Genomic DNA, 19393 nt, shown 5'->3' on the forward strand with positions numbered 1-19393 from the left:
GGTCGGATCTTCTTCCCGGAAATCAGGCGTCCACCACCGCGCAGGTGAGGCGGGAGACGCAGGCGAGCTTGCCATCGGCGCGGCGGATCTCGGTCTGCCAGACATGGGTACGGGCGCCGGTGTGCAGCGGGCGGCAGATGGCGGTGACCGACTGGCCCTGCTTCACGCCCGCCATGTGGTTGGCGTTCACCTCAATGCCCACGGCGCGCTGGTGTTCCGGCAGGGTCATGATGCAGGCCAGCGTGCCCAGCGTCTCGCTCAGCACCACGCTGGCGCCGCCATGCAGCAGGCCGAAGGGCTGGGCGTGGCGGGCATCCACCGGCATGGTCGCGTGCAGCGCCTCCGCGCCGATCTCCGTCACCGCGATGCCGAGCAGCCCGGCCATGTTGTCCGCCATGCGGGCGTTGATCTGCGCCGGCGTCCAGTCGCGCTTCCACAGCCCCATGCCCGACCCCTTCCTGCCGTGAGGATCATCCCAGGCGGCGGCGCAGCGTCAACCCGCCGCTGGCCGAAAGCCGCACCCAGCGCGCCAGCATCAGACCCGCCACCAGGAACAGCCCGGTGGCCAGCCCGACCCAGAGGCCGATGGGGCCGAACCCGCCTGGCAGCGCCAGCGCCAGGCCCAGCGGCAACCCGATGACCCAGTAGCCGAAGCCGGCCAGGAGCATCGGCACCGTGGTGTCCTTCAGCCCGCGCAGCGCGCCGGACGCCACCGCCTGCACGCCATCCGCCAGCTGGAACAGGCCGGCCACGACCAGCATGGTCGCGGCCAGCGCCGCCGTCTCCGCCGCCCCCGCATTGCCGGGCGCCAGGAACAGCCAGGCGAGGGAGCCGGAGAGCAGCACCAGCGCGCCGGCGGAGGCAGCCATGAAGCCGGCGCCGAGCGCGATGCCGATCCACCCGGCCCGTGCCGCCGCGGTCACCCGGCCTGCCCCGGTCATCAGCCCGACGCGCGCCGTGGCCGCCTGGGCGATGCCCATGGGCACCATGAAGGTGGCGGAGGCGATCTGCACCGCGATGGCGTGCGCCGCCACGGCGATGGCGCCGAACCAGCCCATGGCGATGGCGGCGAAGGCGAACACGGCGATCTCCAGCGCCATGGAGCCGGCGATCGGCAGGCCGATCTGCGCCACCTCCCGCAGCCGGGCCAGATCGTAGCGCCAGAGCCGGCCGAACAGATGGTAGCGGCGCAGATGCCGGTCCCGCGCGATCACCCCCACCAGCCCTGCGAACATCGCCAGGTTGCAGAGCGAGGAGGCGATGCCGGCGCCCACCGCGCCCAGCGCCGGCACGCCCAGCCCGCCATGGATCAGCCAGTAGTTCAGCGGCACGTTCAGCGCGACGCCGGCAAACGACACCACCAGGGCGGAAAGCGGCCGCTGTTCGGCGGCCAGGAAGCCGCGCAGCACCACGAAGCCGCAGAACAGCGGCATCCCCCACATCAGCGCCCGCACATACTGGCCGGCCAGCGCCGCCAGCGCCGGCTCCTGCCCCAGCAGGCCGAGCAACGCCTGGGTGTGCCACAGCAGCAGCCAGATCGGCACGGTGGCCGCCGCCACCGCCCAGAAGGCCGCCCGCACGTCCCGCCGCATGCCGCGCAGGTGCCCGCGCCCGCGGCCGCGGGTCTGCGCGCACATCGGCCCCGCCGCCAGCGCCAGACCGAAGGCCGGGGCCAGGGTGGCGAAGAACAGGTTGCCGCCCAGCGTCGCCGCCGCCAGCGCCTCGGTCGAGACGCGGCCGAGGAACAGGGCATCGGTCAGGGACAGCGCGAACTGGCTGAGATTGGTCAGCACCAGCGGCCAGGCGAGCGCCAGCGTGGTCCGGATTTCCGGCCCCCATTCGGCGCGCAGCGTGATTCTTCCGGTGGCGGCGGTTCCCATGGCGGGCAGGCCTTAGCGCGGATCGGCGGCGCCGTCGCATGACCATCCGGCGCGGCTGTTCCGCCCTCACAAGGGCGGGAGGCAAGGAGACCCTTGGGCCGCGCCCCTGGCGCCGCTATCTTCCGCCGGAAGCTCCGGAGTTCCGCCCATGCTGCGACGCCATCTCCTCGCCGCCCCCGCGCTGGTCGCCGCCACGGCGGCGCTGCCGGCGCCGGCGCGGGCCCAGGCCGCCATCGTGACCGAGGAGTTCTCGGTGCCGAGCGCGGAGGGGGTGGAGGTCTTCCTGCGCAACAAGCGGCCGGAAGGCGCGACGACGGGCCCCTCCCGCACCCTGCTGATGGTGCATGGCGCCGGCTTCGGCGCGAGCACCACCTTCGACCTGCCCTTCGCCGGCCTGTCCTGGATGGACTACATCGCCGGCCGCGGCTTCGATGTCTGGACGCTGGACATCCGCGGCTTCGGCCGCGCCACCCGCCCGCCGGCCCTGTCCCAGCCCGCCGACCAGAACCCGCCGGTGGCCCGCGGGGCGGAGGCGATGGTGGACCTGGCGGCGGCGGTGGCCTTCATCCGCCAGCAGCGAAGCCTCGAGAAGCTGGTGCTGCTGGGCCATAGCTGGGGCACCAAGCTGGTCGGCCGCTTCGCCGCAGAACAGCCGGGCCAGGTGGAACGCCTGGTGCTGTACGCGCCGCCCTGGCTGCGCGAGGGGCCGAGCCGCACCGACCCCGGCGGCGGTCCGCTGGGCGCCTGGCGGCCGCTGGTGCAGCGCGCGGTGCGCGACTCCATCCTCAGCCAGGCGCCGGAGGGCAAGCGCGCCGGGCTGATCCCGCCCGGCTGGTTCGAGCATTTCGCCGGCGTGACCTGGGCGCTGGACCCGGTGGGGATCCGCAGCTCGCCCTCCCAGCTCCGGGTGCCGAACGGGCCGGTGGCGGATGGGCGGGAGTTCTGGAATGCCGGCAAGCCCTGGTGGGCGCCGGCGCAGGTGACGGCGCCTTCGCTGGTGGTGCTGGGCGAATGGGACCGCACGACGCCGCCCGCGCTGGGCTTCGCGGTGTTCGAGGCGCTGTCCCAGTCACCGGGCAAGCGCATGGTGGTGCTGGCGGAAGGCACCCACAACATGTGGATGGAGCGCAACCGCGGCGCCCTGTTCCAGGCGGTGCAGGTGTTCCTGGAGGAAGCGGCGGGCTGACCGGGGCGGGGTGGGGGCGACGCGGGTTGGCCGCAGCCAGCCCGCGAGCCCCCATGGGCGCGGCTTTCAGGGCGCCTTGAAGACAACCCCAAAGCCGAGGCCCCTGGCCCAGGCTGTGGCTACCGACCCGGTCCCGCCACTGGCAGTCGCACGACGAAGGCTGCGCCGCCGCCGGGCGCCGCTTCCACCGCGATGCTGCCGCCATGCGCCTTGGCGATGGTCCGGCACAGCGCGAGGCCGATCCCGGTGCCCCCCCCATCCTGGCGGGTGGTGAAGAAGGGGTCGAAGATGCGTTCCCGCAGGGCCGGCGGCACGCCGGGGCCGTTATCCTCCACCCGCAATTCCAGCCCCTTCGCCACCTCCTGCAGCCGCACCCGGATCGCCGGCGGCGCATCCCGGGCCTGGCCGGCCAGCGCGGCGCGGGCATTGCCCACCAGATTGCCCACCAGATGCGCCAGCTGGTCGGCATCGCCGCGGATCGGCGGCAGGCCGGGGGCGATCTCGGTCGTCACCAGGATGCCGGCCGCCTGCGCCACCTCCGCCACCAGGTCCAGCCCCGCCTCCACGGCATCGGCCATGTCCACCCGGTCCCGCTTCGGCGGCTTCTGCCGGGCGGAGGCGAGCAGGCTGGCGACGATGCGGCCACAGCGTTCCGCCGCCAGCCGCACCTTCTCCGCCCTTGCGGCCATCGGCGTGCCCTCCGCCTCCTCGGCCAGCAGCAGGGATTGCGCGGCGACGACGGCGAGCGGGTTGTTGATCTCATGCGCCACGCCGCCGAGCAGCGAGGCGATGGCGGAAAGCCGCTCGTGGCGCCGCAGCGCGTCGCGGCTGGCGCGGCGGGCGCGCTCCGCCTCCCGCCGCAGGGTCAGGTCGCTGTAGGTGTTCACCAGCGTGCCGTCGGGCAGCCGTTCGGTGCGGCCCTCGATCACCCTGCCATCCGGCCGCGCTTCCTCCCACCGCCCCGGCGGGCGGGCCATGATCGCGGCGACCCGGGCCTGCACCAGCGCTTCCTCCGCCGCGGCGGGGTCCTCGTCCGGGCGCAGGTCGGCGCGGTGCAGGCGGTTGCGGACGAAATCGGCCAGCGGCGTGCCGGGGCGGCCAAGCTCGGGCGGGAAGTCGTACATCCGCAGGAATCCGGCATTGGCCAGCACCAGCCTGGCATCGGCGCCGACGATGTTCACCCCGTCCGCGACGCCTTCCAGGATGGCGCGCAGCCGGTCGCGATTGGCCGCCGCCTCCTCCTCCCGCTGCTTCGATTCCGTCAGATCGCGCATGAACAGGATGAAGGCCCCATGCGGCTGCTCCGGCCCCCGGCCGGCTTCTGCCAGGGCGGCGCCCAGGGGGCCGGCGAAGGGGGTGAAGGTCCAGGCGATGAAGCGGCGGCCGTTGCGGCGGTAGTCGATCCAGCCCTCGATCGTCACCACCTCGCCCGCCAGGGCACGGTCGGCATGCGGGTCGAGCTGCGCCGCCACCGCTTCCCCCACCAGCTCCCGCGTCGTCAGGCCCAGGATGGTCTCGGCCGGGCGGCCGGCGAAGTCGGCGAAGTCCCGGTTCACATAGAGGTAGCGGCGATCGCGGGAGACGACGCAGACGCGCGTCGGCGCCGCGTCCAGCACGCCGCGCAGCAGCGCCAGGTCGGCCTCGGCCGAGCCGGCGTCAGCCCTCGGCGGCGGGATCGAAGACATAGCCGGAGCCGCGGACGGTGCGGATGACCGCGGGGCGGTCCGGCACTGCCTCCACCTTGCGACGGATGCGGGCGATCCGCACGTCGATGGAGCGGTCGAAATGCTCCTCGCCCCGCGGATGCGCCAGTTCCAGCAGCGCCTCCCGCGTCAGCACACGGCCGGGGCGCTCGGCGAAGGCGCGCAGCAGGGCGAATTCCGAGGGACCCAGCGGAATCTCCCGCCCATCCGCGCCGGTCAGGCGGCGGGCATCGAGGTCGAGCCAGGTGCCGCCCATGCGGATGCGCCGGCCGGGCGCGGCCGTGGGGGCGGCGGCCGGCGGCGCGGCCGGGGCCGCGCCCAGCGCGGCGGCGGTGGCTTCGCGCCGGCGCAGCACGGCGCGCAGCCGGGCCAGCAACTCGCGCAGATCCACCGGCTTGGCGATGTAGTCATCCGCGCCAACCTCCAGCCCCACCACGCGGTCCACCACATCCCCGGCGGCGGACAGCATGACGATGCCGATGTCGGATTCGGCCCGCAGGGCGCGGGCGAGCGAAAGGCCGTCCTCGGCCGGCAGGGCGATGTCCAGCACCACGAGGTCGGCCATCCGCTCCGCCAGCAGGCGGCGCAACTCGGCGCCGTCGCCGGCCTGGCGCACGTCGAAGCCGCGGCGCGTCAGGTATTCGGCGACCGCTTCGCGCAGATCGGTCTCGTCATCGCAGACGATGATGGCGGGTTGGTCCGCCATGGGCGGTGCGACTCGCGGCTGTTGCAGAACCAGCATGGCGACGACCGGTGATGAAATGAAGCACAACGCGGCGCATCCGGCGCGAAACCGGCGCGAAACCCGGCCGCGGCAAAAGCGGGGGGCGCTGCCGAGGAACCCGCCATGCCCCGCCCCGCCCCCCGGCCCCCCGAAGCCAGCCTGTGGCTGCGGCTGTGCCGCCTCTGGCTGGCGCCGGACCCGGCCCAGGCGGCCGCGCCCGCCCCGGCCCCCGCCACCTGGCTGAACCCCGTGGCGCTGGGATTCCCGCCGCTGCGCGACCCCGCCGGGCCGGGGAGAGGTTGACGAAAGGGCGCGGCGGCGCCTCACTCCCTCCAACGGCGGCAGCCGGGGGAGGGTGCCATGGACGATCACGACCAGACGAAGAAGCCATTCCGTCTGCGCAGCCAGCGCTGGTTCGACGATCCCCAGGATCCGGGGATGACCTCGCTGTATATCGAGCGACAGCTGAATTTCGGGATGACGCGGGCCGAGCTGCAGTCCGGCCGGCCGATGATCGGCATCGCCCAGACCGGTTCCGACATCTCGCCCTGCAACCGCCACCACCTGGCGCTGGCGGAGCGGGTGAAGGCGGGCATCCGCGATGCCGGCGGCGTGCCGCTGGAATTCCCGGTTCACCCGATCCAGGAAACGCTGAAGCGGCCGACCGCCTCGCTCGACCGCAATCTCCAGTACCTGTCGCTCGTGGAAATCCTGCACGGCTACCCGATCGACGGCGTCGTGCTGACCACGGGCTGCGACAAGACCACGCCGGCCATGCTGATGGGCGCGGCCACCATGAACATCCCCGCCGTGGCGCTGCCCGGCGGGCCGATGCTGGATGGATGGTGGCATGGCCGCCTGGCGGGTTCCGGCACCATCGTCTGGGAGGCGCGGAAGAAGCTCGCCGCCGGTGAGATTGATTACGAGGGTTTCATCGAGATGGTGGCGGCCAGCTCCACCTCGGTCGGGCATTGCTCGACCATGGGCACGGCGCTGTCGATGAACTCACTGGCGGAAGCGGTGGGCATGACGCTCACCGGCTCCGCCGCCATCCCCGGGCCGTACCGGCAGCGGGCGCAGATGGCCTACATGACCGGCGTGCGGGCGGTGGAGATGGTGAAGGCCAATCTCCGCCCCTCCGATGTCATGACCAAGAAGGCCTTCGAGAATGCGGTGATGGTGGCGAGCGCGATCGGCGCTTCCTCCAACTGCCCGATCCACATGGTGGCCATCGCGCGGCACATGGGCGTGGAGCACGACCTGTCCGACTGGCAGCGCATGGGCGCGGCGGTCCCGCTGCTGGTCGATTGCCAGCCGGCCGGCCGCTTCCTGGGCGAGGCCTTCTACCGTGCCGGCGGCGTGCCGGCGGTGATGAAGGAATTGCTCGATGCCGGGATCCTGCATGGCGATGTCATGACCGTCACCGGCAAGACCGTGGCGGAGAACCTGGAAGGGCTCGGTGCGCCGGACCGGGAAGTGATCCGCAGCTTCGGCAAGCCGATGAAGGAACATGCCGGCTTCATCGTGCTGAACGGCAATCTGTTCGACAGCGCCGTGATGAAGATCAGCGTCATCGACAAGGCCTTCCGGGACCGCTTCCTGTCGGAGAACCCGGACGTGTTCGAGGGCAAGGTGGCGGTGTTCGAGGGGCCGGAGGACTATCACGCCCGCATCGAAGACCCCTCGCTCGGCATCGACGACAGGACCGTGCTGGTGGTGCGCAACTGCGGCGCCGTGGGCTACCCCGGCGCGGCGGAGGTGGTGAACATGCAGCCGCCGGCGGCCCTCATCAAGCAGGGCATCATGGCGCTGCCGACCATGGGCGACGGGCGGCAATCCGGCACCTCCGGCAGCCCCTCCATCCTCAACGTCACGCCGGAAGCGGCGGTGGGCGGGGGGCTGGCGCTGCTGAAGCATGGCGACCCCATCCGCATCGACCTGAAGACCCGGCGCGTGGACGTGCTGATCCCGGCGGCGGAGCTGGAAGCCCGCCGCGCCGCCTGGAAGGCGCCCGACCTGGTGCACAAGACGCCGTGGGAGGAGATCTACCGCAGCATGGTCGGCCAGCTCGGCACCGGCGGCTGCCTGGAGCCGGCGACGCTGTTCCTCAACATCCTGGAGACGCGCGGCGAGAGCCGGCACAACCATTGAGGAGCGGCGAAATGGCAGGACGTCTGGCGGGCAAGCGCTGCCTGGTGACGGCGGCGGCGCAGGGCATCGGGCGCGCCACCGCGCTCGCCTTCGCCGCCGAAGGGGCGGAGGTGATCGCCACCGACCGCGACGTGGCGAAGCTGGCGGACCTGGCGGCGCCGGGCCTGACCACGCGCGGCCTCGATGTGCTGGACGATGCCGCCATCGCGGCCGCGGTCGCGGCGGCCGGGCCGGTGGACATCCTGTTCAACTGCGCCGGCTTCGTGCACCAGAATACGGTGCTGACGGCCACCGACGCCGAATGGGATTTCGGCTTCGCGCTGAACGTCCGCGCCATGTGGAAGATGGTGCAGGCGGTTCTGCCCGGCATGCTGGAACGCAAGCGCGGCACCATCGTGAACATGTCCTCCGCCTGTTCCTCGATCAAGGGCGCGCCGAATCGCTTCGTCTACGGCACCACCAAGGCCGCGGTGATCGGGCTGACCAAGTCGGTGGCGACCGAATACGTCTCCCAGGGCATCCGCTGCAACGCCATCTGCCCCGGCACGGTGGACACGCCGAGCCTGGGCGAGCGCATCGCCGCCAATGCGGCCGCCGCCGGCAGCGAGGCCGCGGCGCGCGCCGCCTTCGTCGCCCGCCAGGCGATGGGAAGGCTGGCGACGGCGGAGGAGATGGCGGCGCTGGCGCTCTACCTCGCAAGCGACGAAAGCGCCTTCGTCACCGGCCAGGCCATCGTCATCGACGGCGGCTGGACACTGTAGGCGCGGCGCCCCCCTTCGCGTATCAGTGAACATCTACTAAAGGCAGTCCCCATGAAGCTGTTGCGCTATGGCCCCCCGGGCCAGGAGAAACCCGGCCTGCTGGACGCCTCCGGCACCATTCGCGACCTGTCCGGCGTGGTGCCGGACCTGGCCGGCGTGGCGCTGTCGGCCGCCGGGCTGGCGCAGATCGCGGCGCTGGATCCGGCGAGCCTGCCGGCCGTGACCGGCACGCCGCGCCTCGGCCCGCCGGTGACGGGCATGAAGAACTTCGTCTGCATCGGCCTGAACTACGCCGACCACGCGGCGGAAACCGGTGCTGCGATCCCGAAGGAGCCGATCGTGTTCCTGAAGTCGCTCGGCGCCCTGTGCGGCCCGAATGACGAGGTGATGATCCCGAAGGATTCGGTGAAGACCGACTGGGAAGTCGAACTGGCCGTCATCATCGGCAGCACCGCGAAATGCGTCTCCGAAGACACGGCGATGGAGCATGTGGCCGGCTACGCGATCTGCAACGACGTCTCCGAGCGCGAATGGCAGATCGAGCGCGGCGGCACCTGGGACAAGGGCAAGGGCTGCGACACCTTCGGCCCGCTCGGCCCCTGGCTGGTCACCAAGGATGAGGTAGCGGACCCGCAGGACCTGGCGATGACGTTGGATGTGGACGGCCAGCGCATGCAGGACGGCTCCACCCGCACCATGATCTTCGGCGTGCGGCACCTGGTTTCCTACGTCTCGCATTTCATCACGCTGCATCCGGGCGACGTGATTTCCACCGGCACCCCGCCGGGCGTCGGCCTGGGCCAGAAGCCGCCGGTCTTCCTCAAGGCCGGGCAGACGATGAAGCTTTCGATCCAGGGGCTGGGCGAGCAGGTGCAGCGCACCATTGCCCATGTCTGAGCCAGAACAGGAGACTACCTTCATGTCCGAGACCAATGACAAGGGCCGTTATCAGGTTGTGGCCTGCCCGGTGGGCACGGGCATGTTCGTGGTGCTGGTGGACAGCACCAATGGCCGTTCCTGGAAGCTGAGCTTCGAGGCCAACAACGTCTCCGGCTGGCGCCCGCTGAAGTTCCTCGACCTGAACGCCCCGGCCGCCCCGCCGGCGCCCTGAGCCATGGCCCAGGACCTCACCGTCCTGGTCTTCGACTTCCCGAACGGCGCCTTCGGTCCGGAGCGGACCGAGGCGCTGAAGCCGCTGGCGGAGGACATCGCCGGCCAGGCCGGGCTGATCTGGAAGATCTGGACGGAAGAACCCGCCGCCGGGCGTGCCGGCGGCGTCTACCTGTTCGAGACCCGCGCGGCGGCGGAAGCCTACCACGCGATGCATGCGCGCCGCCTGGCGGCCCGCGGCGTGACGGATATCGAGGCGACCTATCGCGGCGTGAACCAGGCGCTGAGCCTGATCGACCGGGCGCCGATCCCCGCCGGCTGAAACGCGCCTCCCCGCCGGAGCGGGGAGGGCGATCCATCCTTCCTCAGTTGCCCGTCGGCAGGCGGCCGAGGCGCAGGAACTGCGTCTCCCCGGCCGTGCCCTGCACGCCGTCATTGTCCGTCACCGCGAAGGCGTTGCCGGCGGCGTCGATGGCGAAGCCCTCCAGCTTCTCCTGAACCGTGCCCTGCGCGGCGGCGAGGTCCGGCACCATGTCGCGCAGCAGGCTGCGGGCAACCACCGGCACCTCGGCCGCGCCCGGCGCGGCCGGCGTCAGGCCAGCCACGGAGACCAGCAGCAGGCGCTTGATCGCCGCCTCGCCCCACTGGTTGTTGCGCTCGATCACCACGAAGCGGTCCGGCGCCACGGCGGTGATCTCGGAAAGGCCCATCCAGCCGGCCGGCGAACGGTCCAGCGCGATGTGCAGCACGCCCCAGGCGCGGGTCGCCGGCAGGTAGCGCAGGATCATGGCATGGCCGGCCGGCGCGCCGGTCCAGGGCCGCTGCACGGCGATCCACACCGCCTCATCCGGGCCGGCGCCGGTCACCGTCACGCCCTCGAAGCCGAAGCGCAGCGCGGTGCCGGCGATCGCCTCCGGCAGGGCGATCTCCTCCTCGATCGCGCCGCTGGCGGAAACCCGCAGCAGCAGGTTCGCGGTCTTGTTCTGCGCGCGCTCCGGATTGCCTTCCGAGGCCAGCCAGAAGCTGCCATCGGCGCGCATGGCGATGCCCTCGATATCGAGGTTGGCGGCCGGGCTGCCATTGCGGGTCACCGTCACGCTGGCGGTGATGCGCGCCGGCGTGGCGGTGGCGTCGATGGCCAGGATCTGCGCCTCGGCATAGACGCTGTCGGTGACGGCATGGAGATGGCCGGGGCGGCTGCGGTCGGCGGTCAGGCCGGACAACGCGCCCCAGGGGATCGGCGTGCCGGCCGGGCCGTTGTCCGAAACCAGCGTCGGGTAGGCCGCCGGGCCCGCGCCGAGGCGGTAGAGCGTGAGGGTGGAGCGCAGGCCGGTGCGGGGATTGTCGGCCTCCCCGGCCACCACCAGCAGGTTGCGCGCGGGGATCGCCAGCAGCCCTTCCGGCGCCACGCCGGTGGGCAGTGCCTGCAGGAATTCCGGCGCCTGGCCCGGGCCGCGGTCCAGCCAGACGCTGAGCAGCGAGGCGCGCTCGCTGCCCACGAAGATCAGCCGGCGATCACCGAAGCGCGCCACCTCCACGCCCTCCGGCTCATTGCCGCGGGAGCCGGAGCGCGCCTCGGGGTAGTGGCCCAGGCGGATGGCGAGGTGGTCCAGCAGGTTGCCCGAATCCCATTCCACCGTGCCGTCGCGGCGGAAGATGGTAAAGCCGCGGGAGCCGGTGACCAGGTCGCCTTCATTGGCGGTGACGAAGCGCTCGTCATCCAGCCAGCGCACCGCATCCGGCTCCCGCACCAGGCCTGCCAGGCGCTGGGTGGGGCGGATGACGTTGTCGCGGCGGCCATCCACCTGGTCGAGGTCCACCGTGCCGGCGCTGAAATGCGTCACCACCCGGCCCTCGGCCAGATTCACGATGGCCAGGTGGTTGTTCTCCTGCAGCGTCACCACGGCTTCACCGCGGCTGTTCACGTCGACGAATTCCGGCTCCGGGTCGGTCGGCGCGACGCCGGCCAGGCCGGTGAGGTCCACCCGGCGCAGCGCGGCGCAATCCAGCCCCGCCTCGGTGATCGGGATCAGGGTCAGGTTACCGGCCGGCAACTGCGGGATGCGGCCGCGGTCCAGGCGCTCGTCGCGCTCATTCTCGATGACGATGGCCAGGGTGCGGCCATCCGGGCTGATCGCGGTGGCATCCGGCTGGCCGCCGAGTTCGCAGCGCTGCGCGATGCGGCGGTCCGCGATATCCACCACCACCACCTGGCCGCTGGGGGCAACCTTGTTCGGCGAGGTGTCCAGCACCGCATAGGCACGGGCGCCGCGGCTGGTGACGGAGGTGGGGTCGCCGCCCAGCGGCAGCAGGCCGGCCGGGCGCGGCGCCGCCGGGTCCGTGATGTCCACGAAGCCCAGCGCGTGCTGGCCACCATCCACATAGATCAGCGTGTTGCCATCGGCGGAAGCGGTGACGATCTCAGCCAGGGACCGGACGTTGCGCGGCTGCCCGGCGGGCAGCATCTGCACCGCCTCGATGGTGGCGATGCGGTTGAACACCGGTGCCTCCTGCGCCAGGGCGGGCAGGGCCGTGAACAGCATGGTGAGAAGGAGGGCGCGGCGGGTGAGGCGCATGGGGCGGGCTTCCTGGCTCGGGCCGCGTCAGGTCGCGGCGGTAGGGCAGGTGCCATCCACACCGGCGCGCCGGCAAGACCGTGCCAGGGCCGACATGAAAGGTTCACATGGTATCGCCCGCCGGCGCCGGCCAATAGGTGCCGAAGGACCAGACATGGCCTTCCGGGTCGCGGACGGAGAAGGCGCGGCTGCCATAATCCGTGTTCTCCAGCGGCCGCACCACCACGGCGCCGGCGCCGACGGCCCTGGCATGGGCGGCGTCGGCATCCGCGGTGCGGACGTAAAGGCTGCCGGTGACGTTGCCGAGTTGGCCGGGCGACTGGCCGAAGTCATCCGGGCGCACGGAGCCCAGCATCACCAGCCCGGCGCCGTCCAGATGCAGCTCCGCATGGGCGATGCCGCCCGCCCCATCCGGCACCACCAGGCCGCGGCGGAAGCCGAAGGCACGTTCCAGCCAGTCGATCGCGGCGGGCGCGTCCTGGTAGCGCAGGCAGGGGCAGAGCGTGCCGGGGGCGGGGCCTTCCATGGCCGGTCTCTCCGAGTGGTTGCGGCGGAAGGCTAGCGCCGTCTCACCGCAAGCGAAGACGGTGGAACGGCTCCAGCTCATTGTTTCGACGCATTTTCCGAGTCGCCTTGCGAAGCCGCAAGGCTAGAAAATGCTCCAGAACAATTCGCGCCTGGTCGGCGAAGCCTGCTTCCGCCGCCAGCCGAGGTCGCGCGCCAGCGCCGCCACCCCGGTGCGCCCGCGAGGGACCTCGCTCCGCCGCCAGGCTTCCGCCACCGCAGCGGCCGCTCCGCGCCGAGCGGCGTCAGCATCACCAGCGCGTCCCGGCGGCCGGGTCGGGCCTGGCGACGCCGATGAGTGGCCCGCGGTTGATCGGCTGCACCGCCTCCGCGCAGGGCATCTTCCGCCGATGCTGCGGCGCCGCGCGGGCTTCGTCGTCGTGCCGGAGGCCGCCCGCCAGCCCGCGCAGCGCCGGGTGCGGCCTGCGCAAGTGGAAGCGGCACCTCACATCGTCGCGCCGATCACCCAGGGGGCGAATTCGGCGCCGCCGAAATCATAGCTCTCGCTCTTCGTCCGCTCGCCGCTGGCGACGCGCAGCATGAGCTCGAAGATGCGCTGGCCGGCCTGCTCGATGGTCTCCTCGCCGGTGACGATGGTGCCGCAATTCACGTCCATGTCCTCCGCCATGCGCTCATACATCAGCGTGTTGGTGGCGAGCTTGATGGAGGGGGCGGGCTTGGCGCCGAAGACGCTGCCGCGGCCGGTGGTGAAGCAGACCAGGTTGGCGCCACCGGCGACCTGGCCGGTGGCGGCGACCGGGTCGTAGCCGGGCGTGTCCATGAAGACGAAGCCCTTCGCCGTGACGGATTCGGCGTAGCGATAGACCTCCACCAGGTTGGTGGTGCCCGCCTTGGCCATGGCGCCGAGCGACTTTTCCAGGATGGTGGTCAGCCCGCCGGCCTTGTTGCCGGGGGAGGGGTTGGCGTTCATCTCCGCCCCCTCCTTCGCCGTGTAATCCTCCCACCAGCGCATCAGGTCCACCAGCTTCTCCCCCACTTCGCGGGAGACGGCGCGGCGGGTCAGCAGGTGTTCGGCGCCGTAGGTCTCCGGGGTCTCGGAGAGGATCACGGTGCCGCCATGGCGCACCACCAGGTCGGACGCATAGCCCAGCGCCGGGTTCGCGGTGATGCCGGAATAGCCGTCGCTGCCGCCGCATTGCAGGGCCACCACCAGCTCGCTGGCCGGGATGGGTTCGCGCCGCGCGGCATTGGCCTCGGCCAGCACCTCCTTCACGAAGGCGATGCCGGCTTCCACGGTCTTCCGCGTGCCGCCCATCTCCTGGATGTCCATGCTGCGCAGCCGACCGGCCAGGCGCTGTTCCTCCAGCAACCCGCCGAGCTGGTTCACCTCGCAGCCCAGGCCGATGGCGATGACGTGGCTGAAATTGGCGTGCCGCGCATAGCCCGCCAGCGTCCGGCGCAGCAGGCGCAGCGGCTCGCCCTCCGTCATGCCGCAGCCGGTCTTGTGCGTCAGCGCCACCACGCCATCCACATTCGGGTAGTCGGCCAGCGGGTCGGTGCCGGTGAAGGGGTTGCGCTTGAAGGCATCGGCGACGAGGTCCGCGACATGGGCGGAGCAGTTCACCGAGGTGATGATGCCGATGTAGTTGCGCGTCGCCGCGCGGCCATCCGGGCGCCGGAAGCCCATGAAGCTTGCGGGGGTATTGGTGTAGGCGGTCGCCTTCACTTCCCGGCTGTAGGCATAATCCTTGGCGAAATCGCCCATGGCGCAGTTGTGGGTATGCACCCAGTCGCCGGGCGCGATGGGGGCGGTGGCGAAGCCGATGATCTGGCCGTAGCGGCGGATCTCCTCGCCGGCGGCATGCGGGCGGATCGCCACCTTGTGGCCGGGCGGGATGCGCTTTTCGCCGACGGTCACGCCCGGCGCCACGGTGGTGCCGGGCGGCAGCGCGATGCGGGCGATCAGCACGCCGTCATCAGGGGCCAGGCGGAGCACCGGCGGCAGCGTGGTGGCGTCCATGGTTGTCTTCCTCCGTTTGGTGGAGCCTACGCCGTGTGGGCCTCAGCTTGGAAGCGGGGGGCCTGGAAGCGGGGGGCTTGAAAGCCGGGCATCTCCCGCACCACCACGCCGGGCTGCCGCGCGGCGAGGTCGGCCAGATGCGCGTGGTGGGTGAACAGGATGGTCTGGGTGGTCGCGCCGAGGCGCGCCAGAAGGGCGAGCGCGGCGGTCGCCCTTGCATCGTCGAAGCTGGCCAGCAGGTCGTCGGCGATGAAGGGCAGCGGCTCCGCCGCCGCCGCCTGCGCCTCCACCGCGGCCACGCGCAGCGCCAGGAACAGCTGGTCCCGCGTGCCCTCGCTGAGGGCCTCGACCGGGCATTCGGTGCGGTCATCGCGCACGGCGCGCAGCAGGGTGCGGCCGGCCTCGTCCTCATCGGTCGCCAGCCGCGTGTAGCGGCCATGCGTCAGCAGGGCGAAATGCGCGCCGGCGCGGCGCAGCAACGGGCCCTGGCGTTCCTGGCGGATGCGCTCGATCCCTGCCTGCAGCAGGGTGCGAGCCAGGTGCAGCCGGGCAAAGCGTTCCGCCGCGGCGCCGGCTTCGGCCAGGTGGTGACGGGCCTGCTGGGCATGGGCGGCGGCATCCCGGCCCCGCTGCATGGCGGCGAGGCGCGCCTCCGCATCCTGGCGCTGCGCACCGAGGGTGGTCAGGCGTTCGCGCAGCGCGGCCTGCTCCGCCTCGATGCGGTGCAGCCGGGCGGTGGCCTGGTCGGGGTCCGTGCCTTCGGCCTCCGCGCGCAGCGCGGCTTCGGCATGGCCATCGCCCTGGGCGCGCAGCGCGGCTTCCGCCCCGGCGATCGCGGCGCGGCGCTCGGTGCGGGCGGCGGCGCGGCGGATGGCCTCCTCCAGCGCCGGCAGGCTGTCGGTGCCGGCCAGCGCCTGCAGGGCGCCGATCCGGCGCTCGGCCTCCGCCAGCCGGGCGCCGGCGGCGGCGGCTTCCTGCCGGCGCTGCTGCAGGCGCTTCGCCAGCGTCGCGTCGTCCTTCGCCGCCTGCCGGGCTGCCTCCAGCCGGCGGCCGAGCCGGGCGACCCAGGCGGGCGCGGGGTCTTCGCCGGGCGGGAGGCCGAGGCGGTCCAGCACCGCCCCTGTGTCCTGCGCGAAACGGGCGATGGCCTGGGCCATGTCGGCGACCCGCGCCGCGTCGCCGCGCCAGGCCTTGGCGGCCTCCGCCACGCGGGTCCAGGCGCCGAGGGCACGTTCCACCGCCTCCGCCGAGGCGTCCGCCGGCAGGCCGAGCGCCTGGGTCGCCGCGCGCCATTGCGGGGCGAAATCCGCCAGCGCCGCGGCGGCGCCGGCCTGGGCCTGCCGCGCCGCCGCCTGTCGCTCCGCCGCATCCGTGGCAGCCTTGGTCAGGTCGCGGTGCCGCTGCTGCGCCGCCTCGGTGGCATCCAGCTGGTCCTGCGCGCGGTCCAGCAGGGGGGTGAGGGTGGCCATCCGCGTGTCGGCTGCGGGCAGCACGGTGTGCAGCGTGGCCAGGGCCGTGGCGCGCCGTTCCGCCAGCGCGTCCCGCTGCCGGCGCGCGGCGGCTTCCTGTTCCGCCAGGCGCAGCACCTCGGCACGGCCGCGGCGCCATTCGGCCATGGTGGCGGCATCCTGGGGCACCAGGCCGGCGGGCTGCCACAGCGCGGCCCAGGCGGAAACGGCCGCCGCTTCCGCCGCCTCCGCCCGCAGGCTCGTCTCCCGAGCCAGCGGCTGCCGGGCGCGCAGCAGGTCGAGCCGGGCGCCCTTCGCGGCGTAATCGTTGACGCGGGCGGCATCGTCGGCGCGGGCATCGGCCAGGCGGTCGGCCTCGTCGCGCTGGGCCTCGAAGCGGTCGGGCAGGGCAGGGTCGGCGGCGCTGCCGGCATCGAGATGTTCGCGCAGTTCGGCCCAGGCCGCATCCCGGCGGGCGCGCGCGGCAGCGATGAGCGCGGCGGTCGGCACCTTCTCCCCCCGGGCCAGGTCCTGCATCGCCTCCGCCAGCGCCGCGATCTCCTCGGCCAGCGCGGCTTCGGCCTGGCGGGCGGCCGTGATGTCGGCGGTGGCTTCGGCCAGGCGCCTGGCGGCGGCATCGCATGCCGGCGGCAAGGGCAGCTTCAGCGCGGCAAGGCCGGCGGCGTCGCCGCACCACAGGGGCAGGGCGGCCAGCGCGGTGGACACCTGCCGGGAGGCTTCCGCCAGGGCGCGTTCCGCCGCTGCCAGTTCCCGGTCCAATGGCCCCTCGCCGCGCGCCGCATCAATGGCGCGGCGCAGCGGCGCGGTGGCGGGCGGCGTGGGGCAGGCGCCGAGGCGGGCCTCCGCCGCCTCCCGCTGCCGGGTCGCCTCGGCCAAGGCGGATTGGGCGCTGGCCAGGGCGGTGGCGCGTTCCGTGCGCTGGCGGATCAGCGCCTGCGCGGCCTGGCGATCCGCGGCACGGGGCAGGGATTCGCGCAGCGCTTCCGCCGTCGCGCCACTGCCGAGCAGGGCGGCGGCTTCCTCCACCTCCGCCCGGTAGGCCTCCACCTTGCGCTGGACCCCGGGCAGGTCCCGCGCTGCGTCCAGCGCGCCGGCGCGCTGTTCCGCCAGCAGGTCGATGGCATCCTGTTCCGCCAGCACCGCCGGGTCCTGCGGCAGGGCGGCGGCCTCGGCCTCCAGCGCCTGCGCCTCCGCGGCTTCGCGCCGCCGGTCCTCGGCGGCCAGGCGGTGATCTTCCAGAAGCCGCCGCAGCGTCGCGGCGGCCTCCGCCGGCAGGCTGGGTGCATCGGCCAGGGCCTCGGCGTCCTGGCGCAGCGCATCCAGGCTGGCGAGCAGGGGCAGGATGCGCCGGGCGCGGTTCAGCAGGGCGGCCTCGGCGGCCAGCGCGTCGCCCTGCGCCGTGGCCTCCTCGATCGCGGTGCAGAGCGTGTCGTATTCCGCCTTGGTCGCCTGCCATTCGCGTGGCCGGATCGCGGCTTCCTCCGCCGCGCGGCGCTGCTCGGCCCAGGCATCGGCCGCGGCGGCCAGGGCGCGGCGGCCGCGGCCATCGCCGTGCAGGGCCTTGGCTTCCGCATCCAGCCTCTCCAGCGCCTTGCGCAGATGCGGCAGGCCCATGCCGGCCAGCAGGCTCTCCCCGGCCTCGCCGCCGCTGGCCAGCAGGGACAGCGCGCCGTCGCGCAGCGTGGCGCCGTTCAGCCCGTAGGTGGTCTCGAACAGCCCCCGGCTGGCGCCGCCCAGCAGCCGCAGCAGGGCGGCTTCAGGCACCGGGTTTTCCGCCATGTCGAGCAGCGTGTTCCTGTTGCCCTTGCGCCGCAGGAAGGCGGCGCGGCTGCCATCGTGCCCCAGCACCTCGAACCCCAGGCGCAGCGCGCTGGTCTCGTGCAGGAAGGCATGGGGGCTGCGCAGCGGAAAGCCCCACAGTGCATCGCCGATGGCGGACAGGGTGGTGGACTTGCCGGCCTCGTTGGGGCCGAGCACCACCACCAGCGGGGCGGCTTCCGGGAAATCCAGCCGCGTATCCGTCAGATGGCCGTAGCGCAGCAGGTCGAGCCGCAGCAGCCTCATCCCGGCTGTTCCGCGGCGATGGCGGCGGCGGCCAGCGCCCAGGCTTCCTCGCCCAGCCGCGCCAGGCCTTCCGCATCCTGCGGCAGGTCCAGCGCCTCCCGTGCCGGGGCGGGCACCTTGGCGCGCAGGGTGGCGAGGTCCGCCAGCAGGGCGGCGCTGCGCGCCGGGTCGGCCAGACCGGCCTCGAAGGCGGCGCGCAGCGGGTCCAGCGCGGCGGCTTCCAGGCCGCGGCGCGGGCGGGTGCGCAGGCGCACGGCCTCGATGAACAGGGTGCCGCCGGCCTCGATGGCGGCGTTGCGGCATTCGGCGGCCAGGCGCTCGGCATCCGTGGCGAGGCCGGGCAACGCCTCCCCGGTCAGCAGCAGCCGGGCCAGCACGGGGCGGTCCTCGGCCTCCGCCAGCGCCCGGCCGACCGCCTCGGCGAGGCGGCTGGCGAGCGGCGCCTCCTCCGCCGCCTCCACCTCCAGCAGCGCCCAGCGGAGGTTGTCCACGGCGCGGTGTTCCACCGCCACCACCTGGCCCTCCTCCACTGTCACCAGGCTGCAGCCCTTGGCGCCGGTCTCGCGGATATGGCGGCCCTGGGTGTTGCCGGGGAAGACGATCCACGGGCGCTCGGCCAGCACCTGGCGCCGGTGGATATGGCCCAGCGCCCAGTAGTCGTAGCCCTTCAGCCGCAGCAGGCCGGGGTCGCAGGGGGCGTAGGTCTCGTGCTCGCCGGGGTCGTTGCCGGAGGTGTGCAGCACGCCGATGTTCAGCCAGCCGCGGCGCGGTTCGGGATAGCCGGGCGTGAGATCCTCCGGCACGGCGCGGTTGGGGAAGGAATGGCCGTGCAGGACGACGGAAAGCCCACCCACCTCATGCGTCTGGCAGGTGCGGGTGGAGAATTCGAAGACGTTCGCCGGCAGCGCCAGGTCGCGGGTGATGACGCTGCGCGCGTCGTGGTTGCCGCGCAGCAGGAAGCAGGGGCGCCCGAGGCGCTTCATCTGCGCCGCCACGAACAGGCCGGTGGAGAAATCCTTCCAGTCGCCGTCATACAGGTCGCCGGCGATGATGACGAAGGCCACCTCCTCGGCGATCGCCAGGTCGATCATGGCGGCGAAGGCGCGGCGGGTGCAGTCGCGCAGCAGGTCGGGCGGCAGGTCGGCGCGCGATTGCAGGCCGGACAGCGGGCTGTCCAGATGGATATCGGCCGCGTGCAGGAACTTCATGGCATCTGTGTCATGC

Annotated in this window: 17 protein-coding genes; 7 read left to right on the plus strand and 10 right to left on the minus strand. The window is 73.0% G+C overall.

What is annotated here, in order from left to right:
- Window positions 1–22: 22 nt before the first annotated feature.
- Together HEQ75_RS13215 and HEQ75_RS13220 are read right to left on the minus strand one after the other, a co-directional pair.
- On the minus strand, window positions 23–445 hold the full coding sequence (locus HEQ75_RS13215; RefSeq protein ID WP_168031230.1) for a hotdog fold thioesterase: 423 nt from the start codon (window positions 443–445) through the stop codon (window positions 23–25).
- A 25-nt stretch (window positions 446–470) separates the two neighbouring features.
- Window positions 471–1880 (minus strand): MATE family efflux transporter, encoded by a 1410-nt coding sequence (locus HEQ75_RS13220; RefSeq protein ID WP_168031232.1) that lies wholly within the window; start codon window positions 1878–1880, stop codon window positions 471–473.
- Between the two features lie 148 nt (window positions 1881–2028).
- Between HEQ75_RS13220 and HEQ75_RS13225 the strand changes: the two genes are divergently transcribed.
- Window positions 2029–3066, plus strand: a complete 1038-nt coding sequence (locus HEQ75_RS13225) for an alpha/beta hydrolase (protein ID WP_168031234.1) — start codon at window positions 2029–2031, stop codon at window positions 3064–3066.
- A gap of 119 nt (window positions 3067–3185) precedes the next feature.
- Here HEQ75_RS13225 and HEQ75_RS28785 read toward each other — a convergent pair whose 3' ends face one another.
- Together HEQ75_RS28785 and HEQ75_RS13235 are read right to left on the minus strand one after the other, a co-directional pair.
- On the minus strand, window positions 3186–4751 hold the full coding sequence (locus HEQ75_RS28785; RefSeq protein ID WP_168031236.1) for a sensor histidine kinase: 1566 nt from the start codon (window positions 4749–4751) through the stop codon (window positions 3186–3188).
- A complete protein-coding gene (locus tag HEQ75_RS13235; RefSeq protein WP_168031238.1) occupies window positions 4723–5475 on the minus strand; it encodes a response regulator in 753 nt (250 codons plus the stop codon). Before HEQ75_RS13235 ends, HEQ75_RS28785 begins: the two co-directional genes overlap by 29 nt.
- 141 nt (window positions 5476–5616) lie before the next feature.
- Here HEQ75_RS13235 and HEQ75_RS13240 point away from each other — a divergent pair, with 141 nt between their 5' ends.
- The 6 genes from HEQ75_RS13240 to HEQ75_RS13265 are packed head-to-tail and all read left to right on the plus strand — an operon-like array spanning window position 5617 to window position 9837.
- A complete protein-coding gene (locus HEQ75_RS13240) occupies window positions 5617–5796 on the plus strand; it encodes a hypothetical protein (RefSeq protein WP_168031240.1) in 180 nt (59 codons plus the stop codon).
- 57 nt (window positions 5797–5853) lie between these two features.
- Entirely contained in the window at window positions 5854–7644 is a 1791-nt protein-coding gene (locus HEQ75_RS13245) for an IlvD/Edd family dehydratase (RefSeq protein WP_168031242.1), read from the plus strand.
- Window positions 7645–7655: 11 nt separating this feature from the next.
- Entirely contained in the window at window positions 7656–8405 is a 750-nt protein-coding gene (locus HEQ75_RS13250; RefSeq protein WP_168031244.1) for an SDR family oxidoreductase, read from the plus strand.
- Between the two features lie 51 nt (window positions 8406–8456).
- Complete coding sequence (locus tag HEQ75_RS13255) at window positions 8457–9302, plus strand: fumarylacetoacetate hydrolase family protein (RefSeq protein ID WP_168031246.1); 846 nt, start codon at window positions 8457–8459, stop codon at window positions 9300–9302.
- A gap of 22 nt (window positions 9303–9324) precedes the next feature.
- Window positions 9325–9516 (plus strand): hypothetical protein, encoded by a 192-nt coding sequence (locus tag HEQ75_RS13260; RefSeq protein WP_168031248.1) that lies wholly within the window; start codon window positions 9325–9327, stop codon window positions 9514–9516.
- A 3-nt stretch (window positions 9517–9519) separates the two neighbouring features.
- Window positions 9520–9837: a monooxygenase gene (locus HEQ75_RS13265; protein WP_168031250.1), complete on the plus strand. Its 318-nt coding sequence runs from the start codon at window positions 9520–9522 to the stop codon at window positions 9835–9837.
- Between the two features lie 43 nt (window positions 9838–9880).
- On the opposite strand, the gene HEQ75_RS13270 is transcribed toward HEQ75_RS13265, so the two are convergent.
- The 6 genes from HEQ75_RS13270 to HEQ75_RS13295 form a co-directional block, all read right to left on the minus strand.
- Window positions 9881–12091 (minus strand): esterase-like activity of phytase family protein, encoded by a 2211-nt coding sequence (locus HEQ75_RS13270; RefSeq protein ID WP_168031252.1) that lies wholly within the window; start codon window positions 12089–12091, stop codon window positions 9881–9883.
- A 103-nt stretch (window positions 12092–12194) separates the two neighbouring features.
- Window positions 12195–12617, minus strand: a complete 423-nt coding sequence (locus tag HEQ75_RS13275; RefSeq protein WP_168031353.1) for a VOC family protein — start codon at window positions 12615–12617, stop codon at window positions 12195–12197.
- Between the two features lie 289 nt (window positions 12618–12906).
- The gene (locus HEQ75_RS13280) at window positions 12907–13086 is read right to left on the minus strand and encodes a hypothetical protein (protein WP_168031254.1); all 180 of its coding nucleotides are present in this window, start codon (window positions 13084–13086) and stop codon (window positions 12907–12909) included.
- Window positions 13087–13100: 14 nt separating this feature from the next.
- The gene (locus tag HEQ75_RS13285) at window positions 13101–14636 is read right to left on the minus strand and encodes a UxaA family hydrolase (RefSeq protein WP_168031256.1); all 1536 of its coding nucleotides are present in this window, start codon (window positions 14634–14636) and stop codon (window positions 13101–13103) included.
- Between the two features lie 26 nt (window positions 14637–14662).
- On the minus strand, window positions 14663–18169 hold the full coding sequence (locus HEQ75_RS13290) for an AAA family ATPase (protein WP_168031258.1): 3507 nt from the start codon (window positions 18167–18169) through the stop codon (window positions 14663–14665).
- Window positions 18166–19377, minus strand: a complete 1212-nt coding sequence (locus tag HEQ75_RS13295; RefSeq protein WP_168031260.1) for a metallophosphoesterase family protein — start codon at window positions 19375–19377, stop codon at window positions 18166–18168. The genes HEQ75_RS13290 and HEQ75_RS13295 overlap by 4 nt, the downstream gene beginning before the upstream one ends.
- Between the last annotated feature and the right edge of the window lie 16 nt (window positions 19378–19393).

The sequence above is a fragment of the Falsiroseomonas selenitidurans genome (assembly GCF_012103215.1).
Lineage (GTDB): Bacteria > Pseudomonadota > Alphaproteobacteria > Acetobacterales > Acetobacteraceae > Falsiroseomonas > Falsiroseomonas selenitidurans.

Coding starts and splice junctions, on each gene's coding strand:
- HEQ75_RS13235 (WP_168031238.1), bottom strand. CDS start 5,475: ATGGCGGACCAACCCGCCATCATCGTCTGCGATGACGAGACCGATCTG.
- HEQ75_RS13225 (WP_168031234.1), top strand. CDS start 2,029: ATGCTGCGACGCCATCTCCTCGCCGCCCCCGCGCTGGTCGCCGCCACG.
- HEQ75_RS13250 (WP_168031244.1), top strand. CDS start 7,656: ATGGCAGGACGTCTGGCGGGCAAGCGCTGCCTGGTGACGGCGGCGGCG.
- HEQ75_RS13275 (WP_168031353.1), bottom strand. CDS start 12,617: ATGGAAGGCCCCGCCCCCGGCACGCTCTGCCCCTGCCTGCGCTACCAG.
- HEQ75_RS13215 (WP_168031230.1), bottom strand. CDS start 445: ATGGGGCTGTGGAAGCGCGACTGGACGCCGGCGCAGATCAACGCCCGC.
- HEQ75_RS13220 (WP_168031232.1), bottom strand. CDS start 1,880: ATGGGAACCGCCGCCACCGGAAGAATCACGCTGCGCGCCGAATGGGGG.
- HEQ75_RS28785 (WP_168031236.1), bottom strand. CDS start 4,751: ATGTCTTCGATCCCGCCGCCGAGGGCTGACGCCGGCTCGGCCGAGGCC.
- HEQ75_RS13245 (WP_168031242.1), top strand. CDS start 5,854: ATGGACGATCACGACCAGACGAAGAAGCCATTCCGTCTGCGCAGCCAG.
- HEQ75_RS13255 (WP_168031246.1), top strand. CDS start 8,457: ATGAAGCTGTTGCGCTATGGCCCCCCGGGCCAGGAGAAACCCGGCCTG.
- HEQ75_RS13285 (WP_168031256.1), bottom strand. CDS start 14,636: ATGGACGCCACCACGCTGCCGCCGGTGCTCCGCCTGGCCCCTGATGAC.
- HEQ75_RS13265 (WP_168031250.1), top strand. CDS start 9,520: ATGGCCCAGGACCTCACCGTCCTGGTCTTCGACTTCCCGAACGGCGCC.
- HEQ75_RS13240 (WP_168031240.1), top strand. CDS start 5,617: ATGCCCCGCCCCGCCCCCCGGCCCCCCGAAGCCAGCCTGTGGCTGCGG.
- HEQ75_RS13290 (WP_168031258.1), bottom strand. CDS start 18,169: ATGAGGCTGCTGCGGCTCGACCTGCTGCGCTACGGCCATCTGACGGAT.
- HEQ75_RS13270 (WP_168031252.1), bottom strand. CDS start 12,091: ATGCGCCTCACCCGCCGCGCCCTCCTTCTCACCATGCTGTTCACGGCC.
- HEQ75_RS13260 (WP_168031248.1), top strand. CDS start 9,325: ATGTCCGAGACCAATGACAAGGGCCGTTATCAGGTTGTGGCCTGCCCG.
- HEQ75_RS13295 (WP_168031260.1), bottom strand. CDS start 19,377: ATGAAGTTCCTGCACGCGGCCGATATCCATCTGGACAGCCCGCTGTCC.